Source organism: Cellulosilyticum sp. WCF-2 (genome assembly GCF_003990395.1).
GTDB classification, from domain to species: domain Bacteria; phylum Bacillota; class Clostridia; order Lachnospirales; family Cellulosilyticaceae; genus Cellulosilyticum; species Cellulosilyticum lentocellum.
In genome coordinates this window covers 1,420,139-1,444,952 of the sequence record NZ_CP034675.1, presented here as the reverse complement: position 1 = coordinate 1,444,952, position 24,814 = coordinate 1,420,139, and the positions used below count along the sequence as shown (strand labels likewise).

Below are 24,814 nucleotides of genomic sequence, written 5' to 3'. Positions count from 1 at the left end.
TATTAAACTAACTTAATTTCTTTTTCAGTTCTTTTGTATAACTTAGTATATCACGGTAGAAATCATAAATCTCCCTGCCATCTACAATCTCATGAACTTCATCTTCTATTTCTTCTCTTCTTTCTCCATAAACTTCAAGAATCTGTTCTAAGCTTGCCATAAGTTCACTAATATCTTCGCTTTGAGTTAAAGCTTTTACACGTCTTTCTGCTTTTCTAAGCATCACTTCCTTCTGTTTGCCTTCCATAGCTGTAAAGCGTTTGAAAAGTTCATACTCAGGATATTTATTAACATCCATCACATTTAGAAGTGGGTCCCAAAGTTCTTCTTCTGCATCTTTATCATAAATATAAAGTGCTCCTTTTTTATAAATAGTCTTAGTATAAATCGCCTTTACAAAGTTCTCTGTTGCTTTAGCTTCTTCTTCAGCTAGGGCAATAGCACCCCTTAGTTTTTCGATATAAGCTTCTACTGCTTCATACTTTTTAAGCTCTGCTTTTAAAAGTTCCTGTTGTTTTGGATAACGAAGAATACCTGAAAATGCCATTTCTTCTGAATAGCTATTCATAATAGGATATTCTACCTTATTACCTTTTAAGCCTTCTTTTACTTGCTCTTCAAAGTCTGTTAAAGCTTTTTTGATACTTGTAAAGTTTGGTTTTTCAAAGTCTATACCATAAGCTTCTGCTTGCTTTTCTAAATCAAAATCAGTTACGCAGTTTAAAACATATTGATTAGCAAGACCGGTTTCTTCTTTTTTAGTTACCACATGATATTTAAGAGCTGCTGCAAAACGTGTTTTTAAAGTACCTGCTTTATCCTCAATACGATTATTTTTATAAGTATCTCCCCAAGCTTCTACTGGAATAGGAGAAGGTAGATTCATCCAGTTTTCCTTCTCTGTCATAACCAAATGGCGGCCTACACCTTCTTTAGTAGCAATGGTTTCCTCATAGAGTTTTTCATAGCTCTTAAGTGGTCCATAAGCATAAAGAGGTATACCATTTCTAGTAGTTACCCAGAAAATACGATTGGTAAGCTTGCTTTGTCTAAGTGAGAACTTAGCTGCAGAATTAGGATACTTTTCTTGGAAGTTCTTAAGTCCCTTATAAATACTTGGTGTATTGGTTGGTACAGAAACCATAGCATAGTATGGGAAATTAAATTCTGAACTATTGGTTAAGTAGAATAATGGCACTGCATCTCTTGCTAATTTGGAAGCAATTTGTTTTTCTACTAAATCTGTTAAAGATTGTTCCTCTCCATATTTCATGACTAAGAATTCTTCCATGGTTTTAGAAATAAGATCTGAGAACTTATCTGTAATAAAGTCAGAAATACTTGTGATAATATCAATCTCAGCTTCATTAATCCAGCTATCTGCTTCTTCTAAAAGCATACTTGTAAACTCAGAAACTAAAAGCTGTGGATCATACCCATCGATAACTTTATCAATATGTTTTGAAATATCTCTTACACTTACTACGTTCCAGTGATAAGTTACATTTCCTCTTTCATCTACAGACTCATCTGCATTTACAAGGATTTCTCCATCCTTTTCAAAGATATTTCTAAGGGTACCTAAGATTTCCTTAAATACAGCATACATTTTATTATTTTGATCAATAAGAAGTAATCTTAAATCTTCATAAGCTGCAATCATCTTTGTATATTTCTCTGTGTCAGCTCTTAAAATATATTCTGAAATTTTGCTGCTAATGTATTCATTCTTTTTCTTTTCTTTAGAGATAAACGCTGATTTGGCTTCTTGCATTTTTTCAATACAAGTATCTACTTGATATTGTATTTGCTTAGGCAAGTTAGCAAGCTGTTCTTTAAGTGAAACAATATAAGCCTCGATGGTTTTAACTAAAGAGAAACCTTCTCTATTCACAATCATATTTGAAGCATACACTGGGCCATGCTCTGGACTTGTGAAAAGACGTCTTATTTCCCTGGAAATAGTTTCCTTTAACTCATTAGGAAGCTGATTAGCTGCTTTGTTATATTCTTCTCTTGCTTTCAAGAGGTAGTTCTTTTCTAACTCTGCATCCATATTAATAGCTTGTGTTTTTACGACGTTGTTATATGCATATGCCTCCCTTGTTTCAAAGCCTGGCAGTGGTTCTGGTACGCTATCTTCAAAACGTTTACTCACACTATCGATGTCTAACCCTAAACGTCTAGCCAGTGCCATAACCTCTTCTTCTGTAGGTACAGCATCAAACATACCTTCAATACGTTTAAACACTTTAAAGGCCATATAAGTTGTCATTTCTTCAATTGGTAAAATGGAAGCTGAGGCACCTATGATATTGTATTTATAGTTAGCTGGTAGTACGGCTTCACGCATTTGCTTAATATTCGTTTCAATATTGCTAATATAGTCATGGATAGCAAATTCTTCTCCTGACTGTTTATCTTCACTAGCCATAAAGTTAGTGATGTTCTCTGCTGTTACATTCATGCAGTAATCATAAGCATTGTGAATGGTCTTACCCTCTGTATCAGTAGCAGAAATAAGGTGGCAAAGATCAAAAGGTGCTACCTGACAGTTAACACTTAATCTTGTGCCATAGTCTTGGATAAAGTGTTCACCACGTTCTTCAATGTTCATCCAATAATCTAGCTCCTTAAGAGCTGCATAACCATTCTTTTTAATATATTCCTGAGTATGTATACTAAGAGATGGATTAGCAAGGTTCACATCTGGTGTAAATAAATACCCCATAATGTCAGAACGATCAATACCACTACCACCTGCTTCAATATCTAATATTGCTCTAGTGATATAAGCAATATCTAAGAAACAACCACTACCTGTTCCACCTGATAAACCTGTTAATAAAAAGATATAGATCTTTTTATCAGTTCCTTTTTGTAGCTCTTTAATCTTCTTTTGAATGGCGTCTACAACTTGATTAATCTTAGTGAAAAGTAATAATCTACCACCTTGCCTTACCCCAGAAGCTCCATTAATCCCATCTGCAATATGAAGCTCAGATGAAAGCCAAGATGACACACTTGGATGTAATCTACTTCTATTTTGAAGCATAGAACCTATCCCTGCTTCTGAGAGAAGTACAAGTTCATTAAGTGGATCTAGCCCAATCCCCTTATACTTTTTATTTTTATCTTGTTCATTGGTTTCAAAAGCTAAGAAATCTACATTTTCTGGCTTATCTTTTCTCTTCTTAGTAAGTGGATCTACTGGCAAGTTAAAACGTCTGTTAATTTGATATTTAAGTCTTAGCAAAGCATCGATACCTGTACCACCTAAACCAATAACAAGCATAGGATTGTCAATCGTATCTACCCTAATCTTCTTACTTACAATACCTCCACCCTTTTGGATGTCTAACTGTTCGATATGATCTCTAATAATTGGCTTCATTTTCTTCCTCCCTTTGTCCTTCTATTATAATAAATACTCTATTTGTACGGTCTGACCACTGTCTGCAATATTAATACTTAATCTGTCACCCTTTTTAAGTTCAAGCCCTTCATTTGCTTTCACCACTCTACCACTTTTTTCAATAGCATAAGCTGAGTTATTATACAAAATCACCTTATCACCTGGTGCTGCCTTTAAAATAACCTTCTCTGTTTCTTTAAACTCTGGTGCAAATTGTAATAAAGCATGTAAACTTACTTTACCTTGGAATAAACTTAGCTTTTTGTACTGTGGTGGTGTAAGCTTTCCTGTGGTATTATCCTTGAGTTCTAGTACGACTTGACCAACTAAAGGTGTTTTCGCCACTTTATAAGCTTTTAAAGCAGGAGCGATAACAATTAGTAAAACCACGCCTAAAATACCAAGACCTATATAAAGCCATAGTGGATTACTTTCTTCTTTTGTATCTTCCGTGTTATTTAGATTGGGTGTTGCTGCTGGACTAGTTGTAGCTACTGCACCTACTTGAATCTGAGTTTCAGTACTTTCTCTTACGTAGCTTGTATCTTCTACAATCACCTTAACTGTATAATCGCCCTTATCTTTTAAAGTATATTCACCTGCAAAGCTTTGTCCTTGTAGTTGCATATTAATTCTAGTTTCTATGCCTGTTTGATTCTCTGTTAAAACCAAGTAGCCTTTAGCACTATTATATAAATTAGGATCATTTACAGCATTCCCCTGTAAACTGAGATAAGCTTCCACACTCAGCTTATCACCTACCCCATAGTTACTTTGACTTAAGGGCTTCATCGTTACTTCTATATCGTAGTTGTATACTAAGTCAATATTAATTTGATCACCCGCAACCCCTTTGACATACAGTTTCCAATCTCCCTGCATAGGCCTTGCTAGTTTTAAAAGACTATAGCTATTAGAAGTATGTAAAGTGATATTTTGTGATGGAATCGTTTGCTCATTTCCATTTGGGTCCACTAACTTAAATTCTACCGGACTTTTTGAAGTTGCTGATAAGTTAGCTTCTAATACATTGCCATTGGGAATATTAACAACCACTTCTTCAAAATTACCTGTTCCCGTAATAGGTCCTAAAGATTGTACTTTTAAATTAGAATGTGCCGCAAAAATTTCAGTTAGGATATCTGGTAGTTCTGCTGGGTCTTTAGTTGCAAATGCCTTTGCCTTTGTATCTACTGAAATTTTTTCTAAGTAAGCTTCATTCAATTTACCATTGTCATTTAAACCAATTGTATAAATCGGATAACCTTCTGACTGAGCCTGGTTTATAATAGCAGCTAAGTCTTTATCAATATCTGCTGGGGTGCGGTTAGCCACTCCACCAATTGCATTATTACCATCTGTAAAAACAACAATCAAGGGACTATTTCCAGAAGCATTCCTTTGATTTAGCATCTTCACTGCTTCTTTTAGACCTGATGTAATATCTGTATACTCTAAATCTCTGGTGATACCATCTACGAAGTTTTTAATATTTTCCTTGTCGCTTTGGTTCTTAACCAAACTCATAGGGTAGGTCTGAGACACATCAGAACCATAGGTTACTACACCCACCTGATTATCAGTAAACCCCAACATATCTACAAAGAGCTTAACACCCTCTAATCCTAATTTATTAGGGTCTGTTTCCTTCATAGACCCACTAGCATCTATCACTAGAACAGCATCTAACTGTGAATCACTAGTAGCTGCCATTAACATGCTTGGAAATAGAAGGAGCATAATGGCAAACCCTATTATAAAAATTCTATTGATATATTTTCTCACTTGCCCGCCTCCTCTTACTCTTTTTGCATTTCTAATACTCTAATTTTAGGCCTTAATACCTCTAGCTGAAGATCAGTATTATAGAATGGCTCCATACTTACAATTTCACCAATAACCGTATAAGAACCTTTGTTAATGGCCACACCATCTTCTCTATAAATATAAGCCATTGAATCAGAATAGAAAGTATTACCTACATAATAGTATGCATTTACTATACCATCATTTGAATCCTCTGACACATAACAACTAAACTTAACTAGTTTGCCCTCATAATTTGCTAAATTAGTATCTGATAAATTAATAGGTGTGGTTGCTATTTCTTGTTTCTCATAGCCCTCTTCTCCTAATATATAATCATAGGTATAAGGAATCGCCTCATTACTTGGATTTGTTATTTTCAAATGTTTAAGGCCATCTATTAACTCTATCTGATCGCCTTCAAATTCTGTTAGATATTCTAATCTATTATTGGTAAAACGTAATATTGGCAATCTAATCGCTTTATTGGTTCCTGCTACTCTGAGTCCAACTAAATAATCCCCTACATCAATCTGCTTTACCTCATCTGGAGTAATACCTAAATCATTTAAGTTAAACTCATGGGTATTAACTTCATAATCTTGATATTCGCCTATGAAAAGTATTAATTCTAACTTATTAGTATTTTTGTTCATAGCTATAAGATACTGATTCGCATCAAAACTATTTGTTCCCGTTTGAATAAAGTCATACTGCTCTATAGGCTGCTGAAGCAGCATTTCCGGATGCTCATACTTTTGCATCTTCTCGGCCACTTCTATTTCCTTTGTATAGTCTTTAAAATACTTCAATTCCTTATAAAGTGTGATGAGTGTATCATATTCCTTGGCTTTTAAAAATTTTTCTATTTCCTTTTCTTTTTCCACCATAAAATCTTCTACAATCTTCTCTATAGCCTCATCCTTATAGGCTGGGTCTGCTCCACTTCTATAAGCACTTATGTACTGTTCAAAAGTCTTAGTCTCTTCTTTTGATTTTTGTATTAATGTCTCATACATGAATCTTTTAACTTGAGGTGTTAACCACTCTGTCTCAAAATCATACGCTCTATTAGTCACATAAATGTCACTTAGTTTGTCTATTAAATCTCTAAAAGTTTGAATGCCTGTAGCCACTGCATATCTGTCATAAAGTTCCTGATCACACTTTTTAAAGAGCGCTAAGATGGCATCTTCCTTATCTTGTGAAAAATACTGGGCTGGTACTAAAAATATTTTTTCCTTGGACCAATTATACTTGCCTTGCATAGGATTTTCTAACTCATTTACAATACTAGCTTTAAAATGTGTCCATCCAGTGAAAATAGCTTGATCAATCGGATATTTTTCTAAAAGATACTGTCTTTGTGAATCTGTTAGATTTAAGAATCCCGATACTTCATATTCACTAACATAATCCTCAAAGGCATCTAAATCTTTGCCCTCACTACTTTCTGTTACTTTTCCATATAAATCAGCTATGTAATCTTTATACTCCGTGATCCAGCTTAATGCTGTAAGTGTACTAGTAGCTTCTTCTTCCTTGTAATGAAACCATCTATAACCTTTTGCACGCTGTAAACTTTCTTCAGCTTCTATCCACTGCTGCTTTTTATAATGCTCTATCCCATCATTTACAAAGCCCATTTTCCCTATGATATGCCTTGCTTTAAAAACGACTACCACTAATATTACTGCAAATAATAGGAGAATAAACCCTTGAACTAGCTTTCCTCTTTTATATCTATTTCTTTTATTCATCTCATTTCTCCCCCACCAATGTCGCTATCTGACTAATGATTTCTTCTCTAAGGGCCTCATCAGAGATCCCATCTTGAATCTTTCTTAATCTTAATAATCTTTCTTTTGGTAGGTAAGGTAAATACTCTTTTAATGCTAAAGCATATTTATTTAATAAAAACTTAGAGCGAAGTGCTCCCCCAAGCACACTAGCCACTATTTCTTCGCCCTTTTCTTCCGTTAAAACTTGCTGTCTATAACGTAGTATGTAATTAATGGTCGCTTCATCAATAAGCTCTTTTTTTAATTTTGCTACTTCATAAATATATCTAATAAGAAGCATATTACAATCTGGCAAAAGTACGGTTTTAAGTTCTAATGGTAAGTCTTTTCTTAAATGAAAATGATTTAAGCAAATAAGCTTATAAACTCTTATTTCTTCATTATCTACTAATTGGCTTAAACATCTTAGCTTTTCATAAGCACCTAAGTAATCTCCATTATTCATCTGTTCTTTACACACTTCCCATTGCTTTTCAAGGTCTAATTTGATTCTCTGGCTATTGGCTCTGACATGCTTTTCTAATTCCTTTTTACAATAAGCTTCTTTATAACGTAAATAAATTCCCCCATAAAGTACTATACAAACTATTGTATAAACTGTTCCCCAGAAAATTGCAGTCCAGCTCATACTTACTACAAACATGAGGGCATAAAGCATCACAAGAATACCCATGCCATTTAAAAAATGTCTTTTAACTGTTTTTTCAGCAATACATTCAAGAGATACACTTACATCAGCTTTCCCACATTTAATGCAAGGCTTTTGATCATTCATATGATAGGTATTACAGCCCATGCAATAAGCTAAATAGTCAAGCGGACTATCATAAACTGGTAGCTGGTCAAACTGTACTACTAATTTTTCTGTCATATGTTTACTCCTTTAGTTCTTCTTTTTACAAAAGTCTTCCATACCTTTATTATTTTCCATTTACTAGCTCTATCAATTCCTCACCAACAACTTTTTTATCTTTGGCTCTCTTTTTATATTTAAGCCCACAAAAAAAGTAATGGCCTAATAAAACTAATTGGACAGCTCCAATAATCCCCATTAGTATAATAGACATATTCCACCTCAGAATCCTATAATATACGCTTATTATACGCTCTAGCATATTATTTAACAATAAAATATCCTTTACATTAATATTAATTTTATATTTAGTTTGCCCTTATAAAAATTAAGATTTCTTAATAAATATTAAAAAAAGGACTACCCTAAGTACTTAACCAGAAGTATCTCTTTCATACTAATCATAGGTTAAGTAGCATAGGATAGCCCTTAATAATTTATATATAACTAACTTATTTAAAGATTTTATTTAAAAATCAAATAGAAATTTGCTTGATCGTTTATAAGGATTGCTGCTAGGCAGAAATGAGAGGGGAGAGCTGTCTTCCGTGACTCCCCTCTCATTTCTTACAATCATTATTGACCTTACAAACGTTCAAGACCTTAAACGAGGAGTGCAAAAAAGATATAATAACAATTCGTTACTTTTTATTAGGGATTCGGCTTTTTGGCTACATATAGATAAGTGTAGAAACAAAATAAATAACTTCCCACGGCATAATTACCACAGCTTCAATCTGAGGAACTGACCGGGTCAGCCAAGTCTCAATCTATTGTTATAGGTACCTCTGGACTTAAGGAAAATGTTCACTGATGCGCTGCAAGGAAGGCGCCACTTATAAGTTGTTCTAAATGTTTTTATACGTAGCATTACCAAATAAAGTTTTAAATCAGAGTCTTAAGGTCTTAGCTTCCTAGCATAGGGTGCACCGGCCAAGACTTTTAGGAGCTCCTCACTCATTGGTTTAACTTTCATAACTAGTCATAGTAGGCACTAAGCTATAACGCATACGTGCTGAGGAGCCATCTTGCGCCTTGTTTAAGGTCTATTTAGCTAGCCACGAAAGTTCATTTCAAGAGTCTGGAACAAAAATAGCTCTTCAAGTATTGATACTACTTGGGGAGCTATTTTTGTTGTCTCTAACTGCTATCAATAAAATGAATTAGCTTTTCTTTTTCTTGAAAACGCTTTGGGAGAGTGACTTTACGCGTTATTGTTGGTAGAACTGAGAGAAGGTGGCTGTCCTAGCGGGGTGACTTCGGAGTATTTTCATTAGGCACTTAGCGAACGTTTTGGATGGTATTTAGCCCACGTGTTCGAGGGAACCGAGTTTGTGGGCGTTCATCCAAAAAAGTGAGCTTAGTGCCTAATGAAAATACGGAGCGGAACCACGCAGGATAGTCACACTCTCTCAGTTCCGCCCAAATAGCCTAGTGAAGCCACCGACACATTTCTACTTTTCTCCTGCAAGCTCTTTATACCATTTCGCATAAAGTTCTGGCCTAAAATCCGAATGTCCTAGTCTAGAGTTCTCTTTAAAGATCCCTCTTTCAGCTAAACTTAGATCAATAGTAGCTATATACATTTCTTGCTCACCTGCATCTGGTGCATCAAAGGGTTTACCTGCGTAATAATAAACCTCTTGCATCTTTCTAGAAGGCCCTATGATGCTACTGCCTCCCCAAAAATCATTCACTAAATCTATGCCACATAAATTAGCCGTTGCTACATATACGCCATTCATTAAAACCGTACTTTCTAAAGTCGCTCTCCCTTTGGCTGCTCCTCTACTTTTAGCATATGCAGTACTATTCACAATCAGTCTCGCTCCTTTAGCTGCATAATAACGAATCAGTTCTGGAAAAGCATATAGATCATAACAAATAGCAATTCCTATAGGTCCCCAAGGTGTTTCTACTAGAAGTGGCTCTTCCCCTGGCGTAGCCCAATTAGGTTCATCTAAAGCTAGATGTATTTTTCTATAAGTGTAACTCATACTTTCTGGTGTAAGTACTAATGCCGAGTTATGAATAGTTGCATCATCCTTCTTATTTCTCTCAGGCATCCCCAGCACGATATACATATTATATACTTTAGCTAAATCTAATAGTTCACTCACCATTTCTCCATATTTATTTTCCGCTAACCTAACTTGCATCTTTTGTTCTTTAGCCACATGGTTTTCATCATCATAACCTGTTAAACATAATTCTGGTAAAACAATAAGATTTACTCCCCTTCTACTAGCAGCCTCTATATATCCTACTATTCTTTCATAGTTAATGCTTTTCTCTCCCCATCTAGCATTAAAATTTACAACTGCTACAGATATAATCTGTTTCATACCTATCACCTCTTTTAAATATAAATTATTTTAACTAGTTAATAATAATGTTTATATGACCAAACAAATTGAGCTAATTAAAATTATAGTATTAATTATTTAATAGTTCAAATTAATTTTATCCACATTTTGAGGATAAAAGGCATGTACTCTGTGTATAACTTGTTATTTTCTTGTTAGTATGTGGTTATTTATGGGGATAATATAATCACTTCTTATATCTAATAACAATTTATATCAAGAAGTAAATTACTTTTTTTATGAATAGAATCAAAAAAATAAGAGCTACGAAATTTTTCATTTCGCAACTCTTATTTAAGTAAGCGGGTGATGGGAATCGAACCCACGTAGTCAGCTTGGAAGGCTGAAGTTCTACCATTGAACTACACCCGCAAATGTTGTTTATCACTATATAAATAATACAAAATTTATTACCATATGTCAAGCAATTATTTTACTTTTTTTTGAAAAAATCTAGGCTAATAAAAAGAAGGCATCCTAGAATGTCTTCTTTTTATTTATTCGTTCTTTTGCCCACAGTTTGGACAAAAAGTAGAATCTATCTTCATTTTTTGACCACAGCTTTTACAAAACACTTCTGGTTCTGCTGTTGTAGTTGGTGACGTTTTAGCTGTAAACTGCTCCACTACTGATTTTGGGATTTCTACTTGACTTACAAACATATCAGCTTCGCTTGTATCTTTCCCTGAAAGCTTTTTGTTAATCTCACTTGTATTTTTGCAAATAATGATGAGTACTAATAAAAACTCATAAGAAATTCTTAATATAATATTCCATAAAACAATGATCGCAATGCCTAATACAAATGAATCAAACAAAGAAACAATTCCTAATAAAGTTATAAAACATGCAGATATTAAATAAATAACCTTTAATATGGCTTCCACTAAGAGTTTCTTAAAAGCCAAAAAATCATATAACCATCCCATAAAACCTGTAAACTTCTTGTCGTTTTTAGGTGTTAAAAATAGAAAGTATAAAAGTATACCACCAATAATAGCTACTAAAAAACATACTCCTATAGCACCTGCGTTACTTACTCCTCCATAATAACTTCTCTCAAACATCTTTTCACCCCCATAGAATTTTGTACATGAACATATTTTCTTCATATACAGATTTATTCTACCATAGGCAATGTCTGTTTAAAACAAAAAGTATCATCATTTACGAAATATTGTATATTTTTATACAAATCATTTTAATAAATGAGCTGTCTCCTCAGAAACCAAAATACTACCTGCTTGTAATTTATTTACTTGCTGTAGTATTTTTACTTGATTATTAATAGAACACGTTGATTCTCCTATTTTAAAGGTTACTTCTAATTCTCCTTTAGTGAGAGTAACTTGCTTATTTTCATTATCCCAATTGATTTCATATTCTAAATCAGTAGCAATCTCTCGCAGCACTTTATAATCCGCTGTTACTTCCGTTTCTCTTTCGCTATTCTCATTTATTAACTCTCCACTAGCTACTTTTTCATTATCTAAAATCATTACAAAAAGTGGTGTCGTTTGCGCTGGAATACTACGTGTAGTTACATCATAAATAACAGTAGCATTTTTATTTTTAATATCATCAGCAGTAAAGACGCGGCGTTCACCTTTTATATTCTTAATCACTGTATTTTCACCAATATTAAGTTTCAAGGTATTCGCTTCATTTACTAGATTTTCATCAAAGTATCCTACTTCTATCGAATTTTTAGGTGAATTGATTATCACTAAAACAGCTGATGAAGACATTGGTGGTTGACTTAATGCCATTGGTGAATTCTTAGGATATATAACAGTTACTTCCATCCCTTCTTTTAAATCCTTTTGAGATTTAAAGCTTAATGTATTAGCATCTAATACAGGTACTTTAGGTTGCAGATTAAAAAAGATACCATTATTATAGTCTCCTACTAAAATACGTGTACCATGTTTTGTTGTATCTATTTCTGTTATTTCACCCTTTTGAACTAAATATAAACCCTTTTCTTCTTTTTGATCCATAACAATTTGAGTTGCTTGTTCTACTTCATTAACACTTACTGCCTGAGCCATTACACTGGCTTGTGTTACTAATAAACTCATTCCTAATACTGCACTTAAAAATCTTTTCTTATACATTTTCTCACTCTCCTAGAATATCTTCTACTTTAGTATGAACTAACTCTAATTATTATATCCCACATTTATGGTGTAACGTACTTATGTTATCTATTCGTAATAATTTTTATACAATTAACCTTTTATGTTATTAGGTCTCTTTATTGGTATAGCTTTATCAAAAGTGTTTAAAGAAAAACATGTAAAGAAGATAGTGATTATCATGCTTATCTTTTCCGGACTATCTCTAATCCTTAACAATCTTATTCTCTAGTAATCCTCTCTATAGACACAAAAAGCCGTAAATTCTTTTTTCGAATTTACGGCTTCATTAATTAGTTTAATCATCCATATAACATTACTTTTTTATTGCTGTCATAAGTACTAATGTAAGGTAGTTTTCTATATCCGCATCATGGAGATCATAATCAGCTGTCATTCTCCAGATTGATTTGCCGTCAGGAATTTCTTGCGCACAAGTAACATCTACCAAATCTGTCTTTTCCCAGAGCTGTTGCCACCACCCTGCGCTGTGCCAAGCATACATATTAGGTTCCCAGAAAGGTTTCATTTTTTCTGGTAAACCGTTAGTAAACTCCTTTGAAAGACCAGGATTGACAAGGCCAAACTGTCCACCTGGTTTAACTAGCTTAGCATAATGATCATATAAATAGCATTCATCTGTACCAAAGTAATGATAAGCATCAATGCTGATAGCTGCATCGAAAAAGTTACTTGCAAAAGGAAGATTATGTGCTTCCGCTCTAAAAGGGAATACTCTATCTTCTACTCCGGCTTTTACAAATCGCTCATAGTTCTCTGTTGCACAAGACCATAAATCATTTGCAAATACAGTAACACCAAATTCTTTTGCCAATATAATTGAAGTGAAGCCTGCTCCACAACCCATGTCCAATACACGCATGCCAGGTTTTAAATTTATTTTTTCACATAAAATTTCAATAAGACATAATGCATCTGGTCCCATGATATATTTATAGCTATGACTGTTATTAAAATCATCAATTAAACTTTGAATTAATGTATTATACTTTTCCTTTAAAATAAAATTCCGCATTTGCAGAACCTCCTATTATTGTTATTTTTTGATCTTCATAGTTGAAGGAGGCAAAAGAATAACAACCTAAGGCGGTAAAAAATGGTTAAGATGCCATCGGCTTTATCCTAATGCCACCTCAACAACAATGCTATATTTTTTAAACATACTAATCACATCCTTTCCTTATTGTACTTAAAATATATCAGCTAATTAATCCAAACTCAAGTTAAACTTCTGAATATTTTCATTTGTTTTCTGTGTTTCATAAAAGGTATTATTTTTTGATACTAACCCTATTAAATCAAGTTTTATTTCTATCTGTATAAAAGTGGTGAATTTAAGGAAATATTAAAAGTACAAGAGAAAGGGAAAAAGAATTAAATTTCATAGATGAGTTTCTGATTTTTCTAACATACGAGCAAATAACGGAAATGAGTCTTGATTAACTATGCCATAAATTATATATCTGCACAACAAAAAAATCCCTTGAAATTCAAGGGATTTCATAAGCGCGAGACGGGACTCGAACCCGCGACCCTCTCCTTGGCAAGGAGATGCTCTACCAACTGAGCCACTCGCGCATAAATCTGGCAACCACTTACTCTCCCAGTCAGTCTCCCGACAAGTACCATCAGCCGCTTAAGTCTTAACCTACGTGTTCGGAATGGAAACGGGTGTTTCCCTTAAGCGCATCATCACCAGAAATTTCGTCGTCATTTCTCTTGACGACTATTTAAATATACACTATCCCATTACATATGTCAACTACTTTTTAAGATTTATTTTGCTAAGTCGCTATTCTTTCTATACTCAGCAGATGAAATTCCTGCTACACTTTTGAATACCTTTATTTTTTGTATTAGATACCTAAATTTTATAAGGTATCCTTTTTTCTAGAAAGTGATAAAATAAAAATTAGGAAGTCTGAAGAGTGAGAAGTATAAATGAAGAGTTAATCGTTTATGGTGGAAAAACAATAAACAATCAAGAAATCAGGTGAGTTAATGTATTATATGATTAAAGAACGGCTTGTACCTTTAGAAGATAAGCCACAAGGGGATTTAACCGTAAAGACCGTGCAAATAGTGACATTAAAGGAGTGGCAAACTAGCGGTGCTACTTCTAGTGTGCATGCAGAAAGTTTTAAGAGCTATGCAAATATTCATTTATGCAAATTAGAGAACTATGCTGATTATATGTTAGGAACCTTTTGTATACCCTCAAAACAAAACTCTAAACAAAAAAAGCGCTTTATCTATTATATTCACAAGGATGGCATTGTCTTTGTGGATGATAGCGATTTAGTCAAAGCTTTACTTGAAAAAATGAGTCATACCAGAACTTGGGATACGCCTACCTTAGAGACTTTCTTTAGTAATTTTTTGGAACTACTTATTGATAAGGATTTGCTTTATTTAGAGGAACTTGAAAATAGAATTGCTAAGATGGAATCTACCATTTTGAATGGAGAAATTGCTCATTTTAATCATACGCTTATGGATTTTAGAAAAGAACTTCTAACACTTCATTACTATTACTCACAACTTGTAGAGGTAGGAGAGGTCTTGGGAGAAAATGAAAATGATTTCTTTAACGAACATAACCTAAGACTTTTTGACTTTTTTACAAGGAGAGTCAGTCGTCTTCAAAGTAATGTACAAATGCTAAGAGAATATGCCCTTCAGGTAAGAGAAGAATATCAATCCCAAATAGATATTAAACAAAATAATACCATGAGGATTTTAACTGTAGTAACTACTATCTTTTTGCCACTTACTTTAATTGCGGGTTGGTATGGTATGAATTTTACTTATATGCCTGAATTAAGATGGAAGTATGGTTATCCTCTTGTTATTGCCATCAGCTTAGCTATTATTTGCTTAAGTATTTGGATTTGTAAAAAGAAAAAATTTCTTTAGTCTTCTGTTTTGAAACCCTAGGTTTTATATTTTGCTATTTTAAGCACAGTAAAACATATCATATTGGTCTGAGGAGCTATTACTATGTTCTTTTTTAATTAATGTTTATTTCATACTTAATGCTGCACAAAATTAAAAACCAACTTACTTATAACATCTCTTTGCACAAATTAATAAACGCATCTAACGTCGGTGAGATCCATTTATTTTTATGATATAAAACCTGTGAAACTATTTCAAATTCTGCCCCTTGCCATTTTAGTGGTATTAACTTACCACTTTTTACCTCTTCTTCAACTGCTACTCGAGGGAGTAATGATATGCCTAATCCACTCATAGTAAATTGTTTAATAGCATGAACACTACCTGATTCTAGAGTGATACGAGGACTAATCCCCTCATCTTTTAAAATGCGTTCAAAGGCTGCTCTGTAGCTACAACCCACTTCTGTTAAAATAAGTGACTCTCCTTCTAAATCTTCTGGAAGAATCTTTTCTTTTTCTAATAAATGATTACCTGGATAAGCTAAAAGTAGCATCGGTTCATCTCTTTCTATCTCAGAAATAAATTCACTTCCATCAATTTTGGCTCCTAACGAAAAGGCTACATCTATTAGATTATCATTTAAATAGCGTCTAAAATCTGCACAACTTCCAAATTTAAGGGCTATCTCCACTTCTGGATATAGTTTTCTATATTCCTTAATAATCTCTGGCAAGCGTATGACACACAAAGATTCTGCTACGCCAATGGTCAAAACACCTTTTGGGTACTCATCTTCACTAATATTATTTTTAATATCTGTAGAGAGCTTCAGCATTTGCTGTGCATAAGGAATAAGCTTCTTACCATCATGTGTCAATGATATATTCTTTCCAATCCTCTCAAATAACTTTACACCTAACTCTTCTTCTAACAACTTAATTTGAGTAGTTACAGAAGACTGAGCATAATTAAGTGTATCTGCTGCTCTTGTAAAGCTTTGCAATTTACTAATCATCAGAAAAGTATTAAGCTGCTTTAAATCCATAAGACCAACCTCCTATTAATGAAGTTTCTATAGTTCAAAAAAATCGAATGATATTATCTATATTATCAATTTTACTAATGCTTGATTTTATCATATGCTAATAAAAAAGAAAATTCAATCATTCATTAAGGAGGTTTGTGAAATGAAACAAAAATTACAAGTAGGTATCATCGGCGCTACTGGTATGGTAGGTCAACGCTTTCTCTTACTTTTAGAAAATCATCCTTGGTTCGAAGTTACTGTTTTAGCAGCTAGCAAACAATCTGCCGGTAAACCTTATGAGGATGCTATTAAAGATCGCTGGAAAATGTCTGTTCCTATTCCTGAAAAATATAAACAAATGATGGTAGAAGATGGTGAACAAATAGACCTTATTAGTCAAAAAGTGGATTTTATCTTCTGCGCTATTTCATTAGATAAAGCTGCAACTAAAGCTTTAGAAGAAGCTTATGCCAAAGCTGAAATTCCTGTCATCTCTAATAACTCAGCTAACCGCTATGTAGAGGATGTACCTATGCTCATTCCTGAAATTAATGGACATCATATCGCAGTTATTGACTCCCAAAGAAAGCGCCTTGGTACCAAAAGAGGCTTTATCGTTGTCAAACCTAATTGCTCTATTCAAAGCTATGTGCCGCCACTTTCAGCTTTAATGGCTTTTGAACCAGAAACTATTCTAGCTTGTACTTATCAAGCCATATCTGGTTCTGGAAAATCCTTTAAAGAATGTCCTGAAATCCTAGACAATGTCATTCCTTTTATACCTGGCGAAGAAGAAAAAAGCGAACAAGAGCCCCATAAAATATGGGGAAGTGTTCAAAATGGTAAGATTGTTAATTCCAATTCACCACTCATTACAACTCAGTGTTTAAGAGTACCTGTTTCAGATGGTCACCTAGCTGCTGTTTATGTGAATTTCAAGAAAAAGCCTACTAAAGAAGAAATCTTAGAAGCTCTTAATCATTATGAATTCAATCCACTGGCCCAAAATCTACCTAGCTCCCCTGAGAAGTTTTTATGCTATATGGAAGAAGAAAACAGACCACAAACAAAATTAGATAGGAACTTTGGAAAAGGGATGGGTATTACCATTGGTAGGCTTAGAGCTGATACTGTATTTGACTATAAATTTGTTTGCTTATCTCACAACACATTAAGAGGTGCTGCTGGAGGTGGTGTATTATCTGCTGAATATCTAGTAGCTACTGGATATCTCTTTGCAAAATCACTTTAGTTGTCTCAATCACATATGATAATTTTATGAGAGACTATAACATTATGAAACTTAAAAAGCACGTACTAGCTTATACTAGAACGTGCTTCTATTAAATATATACTTTATAACTCATAAGTTTTTGGCGGATTACCTGAGAAATCAGCTATAGTAGCTTTTGCTTCATCAAGATAAAAGATTTCAAAGATAGGATTTTCTGCTGTTTGGTAAATAGATTTAACAAGGCCACTTGTTGCAAGAATGGCTTTCTTTATTTCTAAATCCGGAGAAAATACTACTTTTCCACTTAATCTCAGCCAAGCAAACTTCGGACTAGAAGTCACAATTTCTACATAGGGATTGTCTTGCATTTCTTTATAAACTTCTTTTGTATTATTAGTACAAAAATAAAGCTTGCCACCTTGATCAAGCATGAATTGAAAAGGCCTTACCTTTGGTCTGCCATCAAGTCCTATTGTAGCAAAATACTGTACTTCATTCTCTTTTAAAAATTGAATTACTTCATCCATTCCTTCATTCCTCCAAATTAACTTTATTGCAATCGATTGCTTATGAATTTATAATAATTCTAAAAGTAACTTTTGAAAAGTAAGCACCTTAAAGTACTATAGGTACCTAGAAGAAACTATTGGAGGAATAATTATGCAAAAAATACTACCACCTTGTCCAATTGAAACCACTCTACTTCTTATAGGTAACAAGTGGAAAGTACTCATTTTAAGAGATTTATTTGATGGAACCAAACGCTTTGGAGAACTAAAAAACTCTATCGGAGATATTAGTCAAAAGGTATTAACTCAAAACCTACGCAAAATGGAAGAAGATGGCCTTATTAACCGTAAAGTTTATCCAGAAATACCACCTAGAGTTGAATATTCCTTAACTGAACTAGGTCATACCTTACAACCTGTTATGGACTCCCTATGGCAATGGGGCGAAGGTTATCAAAATCTGAATAGCATCTAAGTATGTATTTTATTTATCTAAAAACACAGGGCAAAATTTTTGCCCTGTGTTTTCTTTACTATGGTAGTATATCTATATACATTTTACTTTTTAGCTTAGCCTTCCATAATTTCTTTTCTTCCCTACTACTTAATATACCTTTTTCTACTAAACTTCTAACTTGCGCTCTAGATATTTCCAATTGCCTACTTAATACTTTATCCATGCGTATAGTAAATACTTCTTCACATTCCAGAAGTATGGTTACCTTTTCTTCCAATGCTTGTATATCCAGTGTTTTCCCTTCTATTGTATATTCTATTTCATGGTAATCTAGAATTGAACCATTTCTTCTATGAGTATCTACATCAAATGCGTAAAATCTCGCAAGCTCCTTATCATTATCTATAAACCATTTATACTGATTATTTGGTATTTCTTTTGGATTAACTCTTGACAAAATAGTCATATTCCATGTTGTCTTACACTTTTTGCACTGGTAGATAAGCCAAACATCTAATTTACTTTGATTAGCATTCACTCTAAATTTTTTACTATTTTCAAAGTGTGCTTTTCCTCCACATTTAGAACAATTCCTTATTACATTGGGTTCATTGATAGGTATAACCTTCCATCTAATAATCTCTTGCATCTTGTGCTCCTTTTTTTATGAAGCCGCACAAAAATATAAGATTTTTTATTTTAATTTAAAAATGTATTCCTATTTTCATACAGCTTATTATTGAATAGAATAAGAACACATTTGAACTGGTGTAATCATAAGACATTTCCTCCTCTGATATGATGTCCTTAGCATATCATCTCTCTCATCACAAAAACACCTTAACCTCATTATAGAATAAAGAATAAGGCCTACCAAAGACTAAGCCTTTTGCTCTATAAAATTTCTTAAAGATGAATATGATGTAACTTTTATAATTTACCAGTAATATACTATAAGATTTATTAAAACCACAAAAATAACAAGCAGAATAATATATAATGAAATTATAACTTTGTTTTTAAAGGAGATAAATATGAATTTTCATTATAAGCACACCATGTATGCTTCATTCACTGGCTATATAGTTCAAGCTATTATTAATAATTTTATACCTTTATTATTTTTAACATTTCAATCACTATATGATATACCCATTTCTAAAATTACTTTTTTAGTAACCTTTAATTTTGGAATACAATTAGTCATTGATTTATTGTCAGCAGGATTTATAGATAAAATCGGTTACAAGGCTTCTGTGATTATTGCCCATATTTTTTCTGCTTTAGGCCTTATATCGCTTACTATACTGCCAGAAGTTTTTAGTGATCCTTTTATAGGATTGATGATTTCAGTTATGATTTATGCTGTTGGCGGTGGCCTTATTGAAGTACTTATAAGTCCTATTGTAGAAGCTTGTCCCACAAATAATAAAGAAGCTGCCATGAGTCTATTACATTCTTTTTATTGCTGGGGTCATGTAGGAGTAGTTTTACTATCAACCTTATTTTTCACTTTGTTTGGTACTTCAACTTGGAAGGTACTAGCTCTTCTATGGGCTATTATCCCTGTACTTAATACCTTTTTCTTTGCAAAGGTTCCTGTTACTCATCTGATTGAGGAGCATGAAAATGGATTGACTATACGGGAATTATTTTCTAAGAAAATTTTTTGGAATATGTTGCTTTTAATGATTTGTGCTGGGGCGAGTGAGCAAGCTGTAAGTCAGTGGGCATCTACTTTTGCTGAAAAAGGACTCGAAGTTAATAAGTTTATTGGAGATCTAGCAGGACCAATGTTTTTTGCTGTTATGATGGGGCTTTCAAGAATGCTATATGGTAAATTGGGTGAAAAAGTAAATCTTGAGAAAACAATGCTTTATAGTTGTCTTCTTTGCTTTCTAAGCTATCTTATCATTTCACTTTCACCACTACCTTTATTGAGTTTACTTGGATGTGGTCTATGTGGCTTAGCTGTTGGTATTCTTTGGCCTGGGACATTTAGCATGTCATCTGCAAAAATCAAGAGAGGTGGAACAGCTATGTTTGCGTTTTTAGCATTGGCCGGGGATGTGGGATGCTCTATTGGACCAACTGTTGTAGGGACAGTATCTAGTCTGTTTAATGACAACCTTAGAACAGGCATTATAGCCGCTATTATCTTTCCTATCCTATTGATTCTGGGTATAATCATCTGCATGATTATAAGTAATAAGCCCATACACACCTCGCAAACTATAGATTAATCTATAATTTCCTACCATAACATCTTTTTTGGGCTTTATAGGTACAGCTTCTAACAGCGTATATAAAATATGAGATTAAAAGCCTCTTCCTAATTCGTATACATCTTGTAAATGTTGATTAATCTTACTATTTCTATACGCTTCTTCATTCCAATGAGTCATTTCATCTAGAATCACCATTTTCTTTTCTTTAGCTCTGTGTCTCACTCGATCACCTAGCATAACTGTTTCCATTGCTTCTTTCTCTCCTGTTTCTTCTAAAGTCTGAAGTGTTTTGCCAGCAATAGCTATGAAAATAGCTTTTTTTAATATTTTCATTTGAGGTTCTGGATTATATGCAAAACCACAAGTCCACACTCTATCAAACCAACCTACTAGTTTTGCGGGTGCTTCTGTCCAAAATACTGGGTAAATAAAGGCAATCGCATCTGCCTCTTGCACTTTTTTCTGTTCTATTAATACATCCTCTGCAACAGGTATCTCTGATTTATAATAGGCTTCCCTAAGATATTCTTCTTCACTAAGCACCTCATTAAATGACATCTCATACAAATCTGAGATGTCATACTCATGATTTGCATATTGTAAGCCTTTTACAAATTCTTCTTTTACCTTATGTGTAAAGCTTGTTTTACTGGGATGACAATAGACTACTAATACTTTCATAGATTTCCTCCTTTTTTGTTACTTTAATTGTATTTTAACATTATGGCCTTCATTAAAAACCCCATACTAGTTTTATCTCTAGTATGGGGTTTTTAATCTTTTTATAAGTCTAATAGCTTATATCTGGGATTTGGTAGGGGCTGCTTCTAATTGGGTGTTTTTAATCTCAGCTAAAATCTGTTCTTTTATACGTTCTACTTCTTCAGATTCTTCGTGGCCTTCATTACCATTTAAAGCCGTTAATTTTTCACTCATTAAAAGCATAATAAGGGATTCAAAGGCATTAACGCCTCGGCCTTCTCCTCCTGCTTGAATAACAGTCTTAGGTACGATATCAATCTTGCCCTCTTTAACAGCTTTAGAGAATTCACTCATCACGTCACTAATTACCTTGTACTGTGGACCACCATAAGCATTAACTTGTTCTCTAGCAGCAATAGCCTTTGAGATACCTACTCTTGCTTCTTGATCTGCTTGTGCTTCTGCTGTTACTTTAATTCTAAATGCCTCACCTTCAGATTGCTTTTTAATCTTATAAGAGTCAGCTTCTGCTAGGCGCTGAATCTTTTCAGCATCTTGTTTAGCTTTCATCAGCTCGGCTTTACCTTGATTTTCTTGAATCCTAATATTAATATCAGACTCAGTTAAGGTGGTTTGTTGTTTAGCTACTGCTTCTGCTTCTCTTAATTCTTTTTCTTTCTCGGCTGCTTTTTGTTGGGTTTCGTAGGTCTCTAATTGCTCTTTAGCAATTTGTCTACTACGAAGCTGTGTAAGAATGGTTTCTATATTAGAATCTGAAGTTGAGCTACCCGGTGTACCAATAAGTACTTCTTCTAACTCTAGATTATAATGCTCAAAGCGTTCTCTCATCTCCATAGCACTTTGGCTCTGGATTTCATTTCTTTGCTGCAAGAGTTCAATGAGTGTTTTCGTTTGCCCTATATTTTTAAAGTAAGCAGAAATCATAGGATCTAAGGTTTGATCAACTAGCATCTTTACATTCCCAAAACGTTGAATAACATAAGGTGCTTTTCGATAATCAATATGGAATACAACAGATAGTGGTAAGGTTGGCTCAAAAGCATCCTTTGTGATAAGACTAACTTCTTTAAGGTTCTCATCATATTTGTGATTCCCTGTTTGATTAGAAATCCATTTTAAAATAACATTGGTTGTAGGCACTTTTACAATGCTTCCTGCATAGGTATTAAAAGCATATTTACCTGGCATTAATGGTTCATTCCATACCCCCCTATACCCTTTTCCAACAAGTTCTCCGTGCTTATAATCATTACCAGAAGAATCTTCACCCTTTGCGCCAGTATAAGAAACAACTACTCCTACAAAACCTACTTCAATGATTACTTTAGGAATATATTCAATAGTTGCAAAAAGTCTATTAATAAAATAAGTACCATCTGCTAAAACCTGATATTGTCTACCTCTATAACCACCAGCCTTTAAAAAGGCATCAATATCTTGGAAATTGTTATGATAATGTGGATCAGTTGCTACATCTCCTACTGTTGGACAAATAATATTGCCACTGCCTAAAGATGGTCCATCGTGGACCGTTACAATACCAATTTCATCTTTTTCCCCTTGAATGACAACTGGCCTAAAACCATTTCTATTTTTAATAAGCTCTGACATTTGCATAAGCGTGTCTTGCTCTGCCCTATTACCTATTTTTAAGCAGTGCGTCTTATCTTCAGTAATAATCACAAATTGTGCTAGGTTAAACGCATAAGTTCCCTCACGAATAATACCTTGTTGTGGTCCTTTTTGTCCTTTATTTTGTAAAAAGGCCCTTACATTTTGAAAATTATTAGACTCTTTAACAATCCTGCCTAAAGTTTGTGTAGCTTCTAAAGACTCTCCGTCTCTTGCAAATACATAAGCTATTTTTCCTTGTGGTACTGTTACAAGAGGTACCGTATGTACCTTGTAGAGAAGTGGTGATTTAAAATGAATACCTCCTCTTAAAAGGTCAGGCTGATAACCGGCTTCTCCATTCAAAGCAATGATTTGCTCCTTTAGAGAACCTTTAGGAGACCACCATTTTTCAACGATTCCTACTCTATCATTAGGGATAATTTTAAAACCAACGAGCCAAAAGAATAAAATAACTGCTATGATTCCTACTCCGCAACCTACAATTATACTAATCATTCCTTATCCTCCTTAATTTAACAACTGGATTGAATCATCTTAGTATAGTACAGATTGTGTGCCACTTCTATATAATAATAAAAATATTATAAATAATTTATATTTTCTTAACACAAAGTCTTTCTACTTGATAATGTTGTAAAACAAATTTATTTTCCCCATTACAAAAGCTCTATAACTAACTAAAATGTTACTTCTAGCTAGCTATAGAGCTTTCATTTGTAATAATAACTTTCGTAAATAGATTCTATTAATTTTTGAACTTTATCTTGTTGTGGTCTCTCTGGTAACTTAGTAAGCTGAGCTGCTTTATTAAAATGTTTTTCACAGCTATCTACAATCTTAAATATCTGATCCCAACTATACTCTCCATGTCTAATACTTAATAATGTAGGTAAGTGTTCCTCTAATCTTGTGCGAATGCCCTTGCCTTCTAATATATATGTGCCTGTTATCAGTATTCTTACTAAATGCATGGCATGCTTATATAATTTACTTTCTTCTTTCTTATGATTACGATGTGTAAGCTTCTCATAGCTTTTAATAGTATTAGTCATATTGGCATAAATACTTGTGAAATCTCTTAAAGGGTAATCTTCTAAGTGAATGGTCGTTCTTAGATCTTGGCTCTCTTCATCCACATAAACGACTATACTGCCTTTATCAAAAGAAGTATAATCATCATTAAATTGTTTAATTTGTCTTGAAAGTGTAGCTGCTATATGCTGCTCCTTTAATACTTGGCTGGCACTATTTTGTGCTAGCGCATTTTGAAGTCTTCTAAGCTGAGCCATTGCATAACCACCAAAAGTATCTGCAACTTTTTGAGATAAGAAAAGCTCTGTATTGTCTCTTAGAAGCTTTCCTTGTGGTGTCATTTGATAAATGCAATCTTCATCTATGCCTAATAATTCCAAGGTTTGGGGATTGGCATTCAATCCTAATCTTACAAATTTCTTTAGGCCAAAGATAACTGTGTCTGTATGAAGGTCTTCGTACTGTTCAAAGCTTTCTAATCCAAATAGTACTTCCTTTCCTTCTATGGTACAGCCACGTAAATCTATATCGCTATTTTCATATTGGGTTCCATAACCGTATGAGCCACTCACCACTAAATATAAAATTCTATCGCCTAGCGCCTTTTCGTTTTTTAAAAACTCATAGGCTTTACTTTCTAATCGCTCTGTAACTTCTATTTTCATCA

General features: G+C 33.7%; 19 protein-coding genes, 2 tRNA genes and 1 rRNA gene. 4 read left to right on the top strand and 18 right to left on the bottom strand.

The genetic code is table 11. From position 1 onward, the window contains the following. Positions 1-7: 7 nt before the first annotated feature. From EKH84_RS06305 to rrf, 12 genes are all read right to left on the bottom strand, one after another. Positions 8-3,394, bottom strand: a complete 3,387-nt coding sequence (locus EKH84_RS06305; protein WP_127065621.1) for a tubulin-like doman-containing protein — start codon at positions 3,392-3,394, stop codon at positions 8-10. 24 nt (positions 3,395-3,418) lie between these two features. Then, positions 3,419-5,200: a vWA domain-containing protein gene (locus tag EKH84_RS06300; protein ID WP_127065620.1), complete on the bottom strand. Its 1,782-nt coding sequence runs from the start codon at positions 5,198-5,200 to the stop codon at positions 3,419-3,421. Positions 5,201-5,214: 14 nt separating this feature from the next. Next, positions 5,215-6,981, bottom strand: a complete 1,767-nt coding sequence (locus EKH84_RS06295) for a hypothetical protein (protein ID WP_127065619.1) — start codon at positions 6,979-6,981, stop codon at positions 5,215-5,217. 1 nt (position 6,982) lies between these two features. Continuing rightward, on the bottom strand, positions 6,983-7,894 hold the full coding sequence (locus EKH84_RS06290; RefSeq protein ID WP_127065618.1) for a hypothetical protein: 912 nt from the start codon (positions 7,892-7,894) through the stop codon (positions 6,983-6,985). 49 nt (positions 7,895-7,943) lie between these two features. Further along, a complete protein-coding gene (locus tag EKH84_RS21900) occupies positions 7,944-8,090 on the bottom strand; it encodes a hypothetical protein (protein ID WP_013655630.1) in 147 nt (48 codons plus the stop codon). 1,240 nt (positions 8,091-9,330) lie between these two features. Continuing rightward, entirely contained in the window at positions 9,331-10,221 is an 891-nt protein-coding gene (locus EKH84_RS06285; RefSeq protein WP_127065617.1) for a carbon-nitrogen hydrolase family protein, read from the bottom strand. Between the two features lie 322 nt (positions 10,222-10,543). Continuing rightward, a tRNA-Gly gene (locus EKH84_RS06280) sits at positions 10,544-10,614 on the bottom strand. A gap of 125 nt (positions 10,615-10,739) precedes the next feature. Next, positions 10,740-11,309: a hypothetical protein gene (locus tag EKH84_RS06275; protein ID WP_127065616.1), complete on the bottom strand. Its 570-nt coding sequence runs from the start codon at positions 11,307-11,309 to the stop codon at positions 10,740-10,742. 129 nt (positions 11,310-11,438) lie between these two features. Beyond that, positions 11,439-12,359 carry a stalk domain-containing protein gene (locus tag EKH84_RS06270; protein ID WP_127065615.1) on the bottom strand — a complete coding sequence of 307 codons (921 nt, stop codon included), beginning with the start codon at positions 12,357-12,359 and terminating at the stop codon, positions 11,439-11,441. Positions 12,360-12,696: 337 nt separating this feature from the next. Beyond that, positions 12,697-13,416: an SAM-dependent methyltransferase gene (locus tag EKH84_RS06265; protein WP_127065614.1), complete on the bottom strand. Its 720-nt coding sequence runs from the start codon at positions 13,414-13,416 to the stop codon at positions 12,697-12,699. A 490-nt stretch (positions 13,417-13,906) separates the two neighbouring features. After that, a tRNA-Gly gene (locus EKH84_RS06260) sits at positions 13,907-13,979 on the bottom strand. A 4-nt stretch (positions 13,980-13,983) separates the two neighbouring features. Next, positions 13,984-14,101 (bottom strand): 5S ribosomal RNA (gene rrf / locus EKH84_RS06255). A 301-nt stretch (positions 14,102-14,402) separates the two neighbouring features. Here rrf and EKH84_RS06250 point away from each other — a divergent pair. Then, the gene (locus EKH84_RS06250; protein WP_127065613.1) at positions 14,403-15,317 is read left to right on the top strand and encodes a magnesium transporter CorA family protein; all 915 of its coding nucleotides are present in this window, start codon (positions 14,403-14,405) and stop codon (positions 15,315-15,317) included. A gap of 148 nt (positions 15,318-15,465) precedes the next feature. Here the strand turns inward: EKH84_RS06250 and EKH84_RS06245 are convergent, their stop codons facing one another. Beyond that, positions 15,466-16,347: a LysR family transcriptional regulator gene (locus EKH84_RS06245; protein ID WP_127065612.1), complete on the bottom strand. Its 882-nt coding sequence runs from the start codon at positions 16,345-16,347 to the stop codon at positions 15,466-15,468. Between the two features lie 142 nt (positions 16,348-16,489). Between EKH84_RS06245 and asd the strand changes: the two genes are divergently transcribed. After that, positions 16,490-17,581: an aspartate-semialdehyde dehydrogenase gene (gene asd, locus EKH84_RS06240; RefSeq protein WP_127065611.1), complete on the top strand. Its 1,092-nt coding sequence runs from the start codon at positions 16,490-16,492 to the stop codon at positions 17,579-17,581. Positions 17,582-17,685: 104 nt separating this feature from the next. Here asd and EKH84_RS06235 read toward each other — a convergent pair whose 3' ends face one another. Next, complete coding sequence (locus EKH84_RS06235) at positions 17,686-18,090, bottom strand: pyridoxamine 5'-phosphate oxidase family protein (RefSeq protein ID WP_127065610.1); 405 nt, start codon at positions 18,088-18,090, stop codon at positions 17,686-17,688. Between the two features lie 133 nt (positions 18,091-18,223). On the opposite strand from EKH84_RS06235, the gene EKH84_RS06230 reads away from it, so the two are divergent. After that, positions 18,224-18,547 (top strand): winged helix-turn-helix transcriptional regulator, encoded by a 324-nt coding sequence (locus EKH84_RS06230; protein ID WP_127065609.1) that lies wholly within the window; start codon positions 18,224-18,226, stop codon positions 18,545-18,547. A gap of 58 nt (positions 18,548-18,605) precedes the next feature. On the opposite strand, the gene EKH84_RS06225 is transcribed toward EKH84_RS06230, so the two are convergent. Beyond that, entirely contained in the window at positions 18,606-19,178 is a 573-nt protein-coding gene (locus EKH84_RS06225; protein WP_127065608.1) for a DUF1062 domain-containing protein, read from the bottom strand. A gap of 385 nt (positions 19,179-19,563) precedes the next feature. Here EKH84_RS06225 and EKH84_RS06220 point away from each other — a divergent pair, with 385 nt between their 5' ends. After that, complete coding sequence (locus tag EKH84_RS06220) at positions 19,564-20,772, top strand: MFS transporter (RefSeq protein ID WP_127065607.1); 1,209 nt, start codon at positions 19,564-19,566, stop codon at positions 20,770-20,772. Between the two features lie 75 nt (positions 20,773-20,847). Here EKH84_RS06220 and EKH84_RS06215 read toward each other — a convergent pair whose 3' ends face one another. The 3 genes from EKH84_RS06215 to EKH84_RS06205 all read right to left on the bottom strand — a co-directional run bounded on the left by EKH84_RS06215 (position 20,848) and on the right by EKH84_RS06205 (position 24,812). Further along, positions 20,848-21,438 (bottom strand): NAD(P)H-dependent oxidoreductase, encoded by a 591-nt coding sequence (locus tag EKH84_RS06215; protein ID WP_127065606.1) that lies wholly within the window; start codon positions 21,436-21,438, stop codon positions 20,848-20,850. Positions 21,439-21,555: 117 nt separating this feature from the next. After that, on the bottom strand, positions 21,556-23,610 hold the full coding sequence (locus tag EKH84_RS06210; RefSeq protein ID WP_127065605.1) for an SPFH domain-containing protein: 2,055 nt from the start codon (positions 23,608-23,610) through the stop codon (positions 21,556-21,558). A gap of 215 nt (positions 23,611-23,825) precedes the next feature. Next, complete coding sequence (locus EKH84_RS06205; RefSeq protein ID WP_127065604.1) at positions 23,826-24,812, bottom strand: nucleotidyltransferase domain-containing protein; 987 nt, start codon at positions 24,810-24,812, stop codon at positions 23,826-23,828. Positions 24,813-24,814 lie beyond the last annotated feature (2 nt).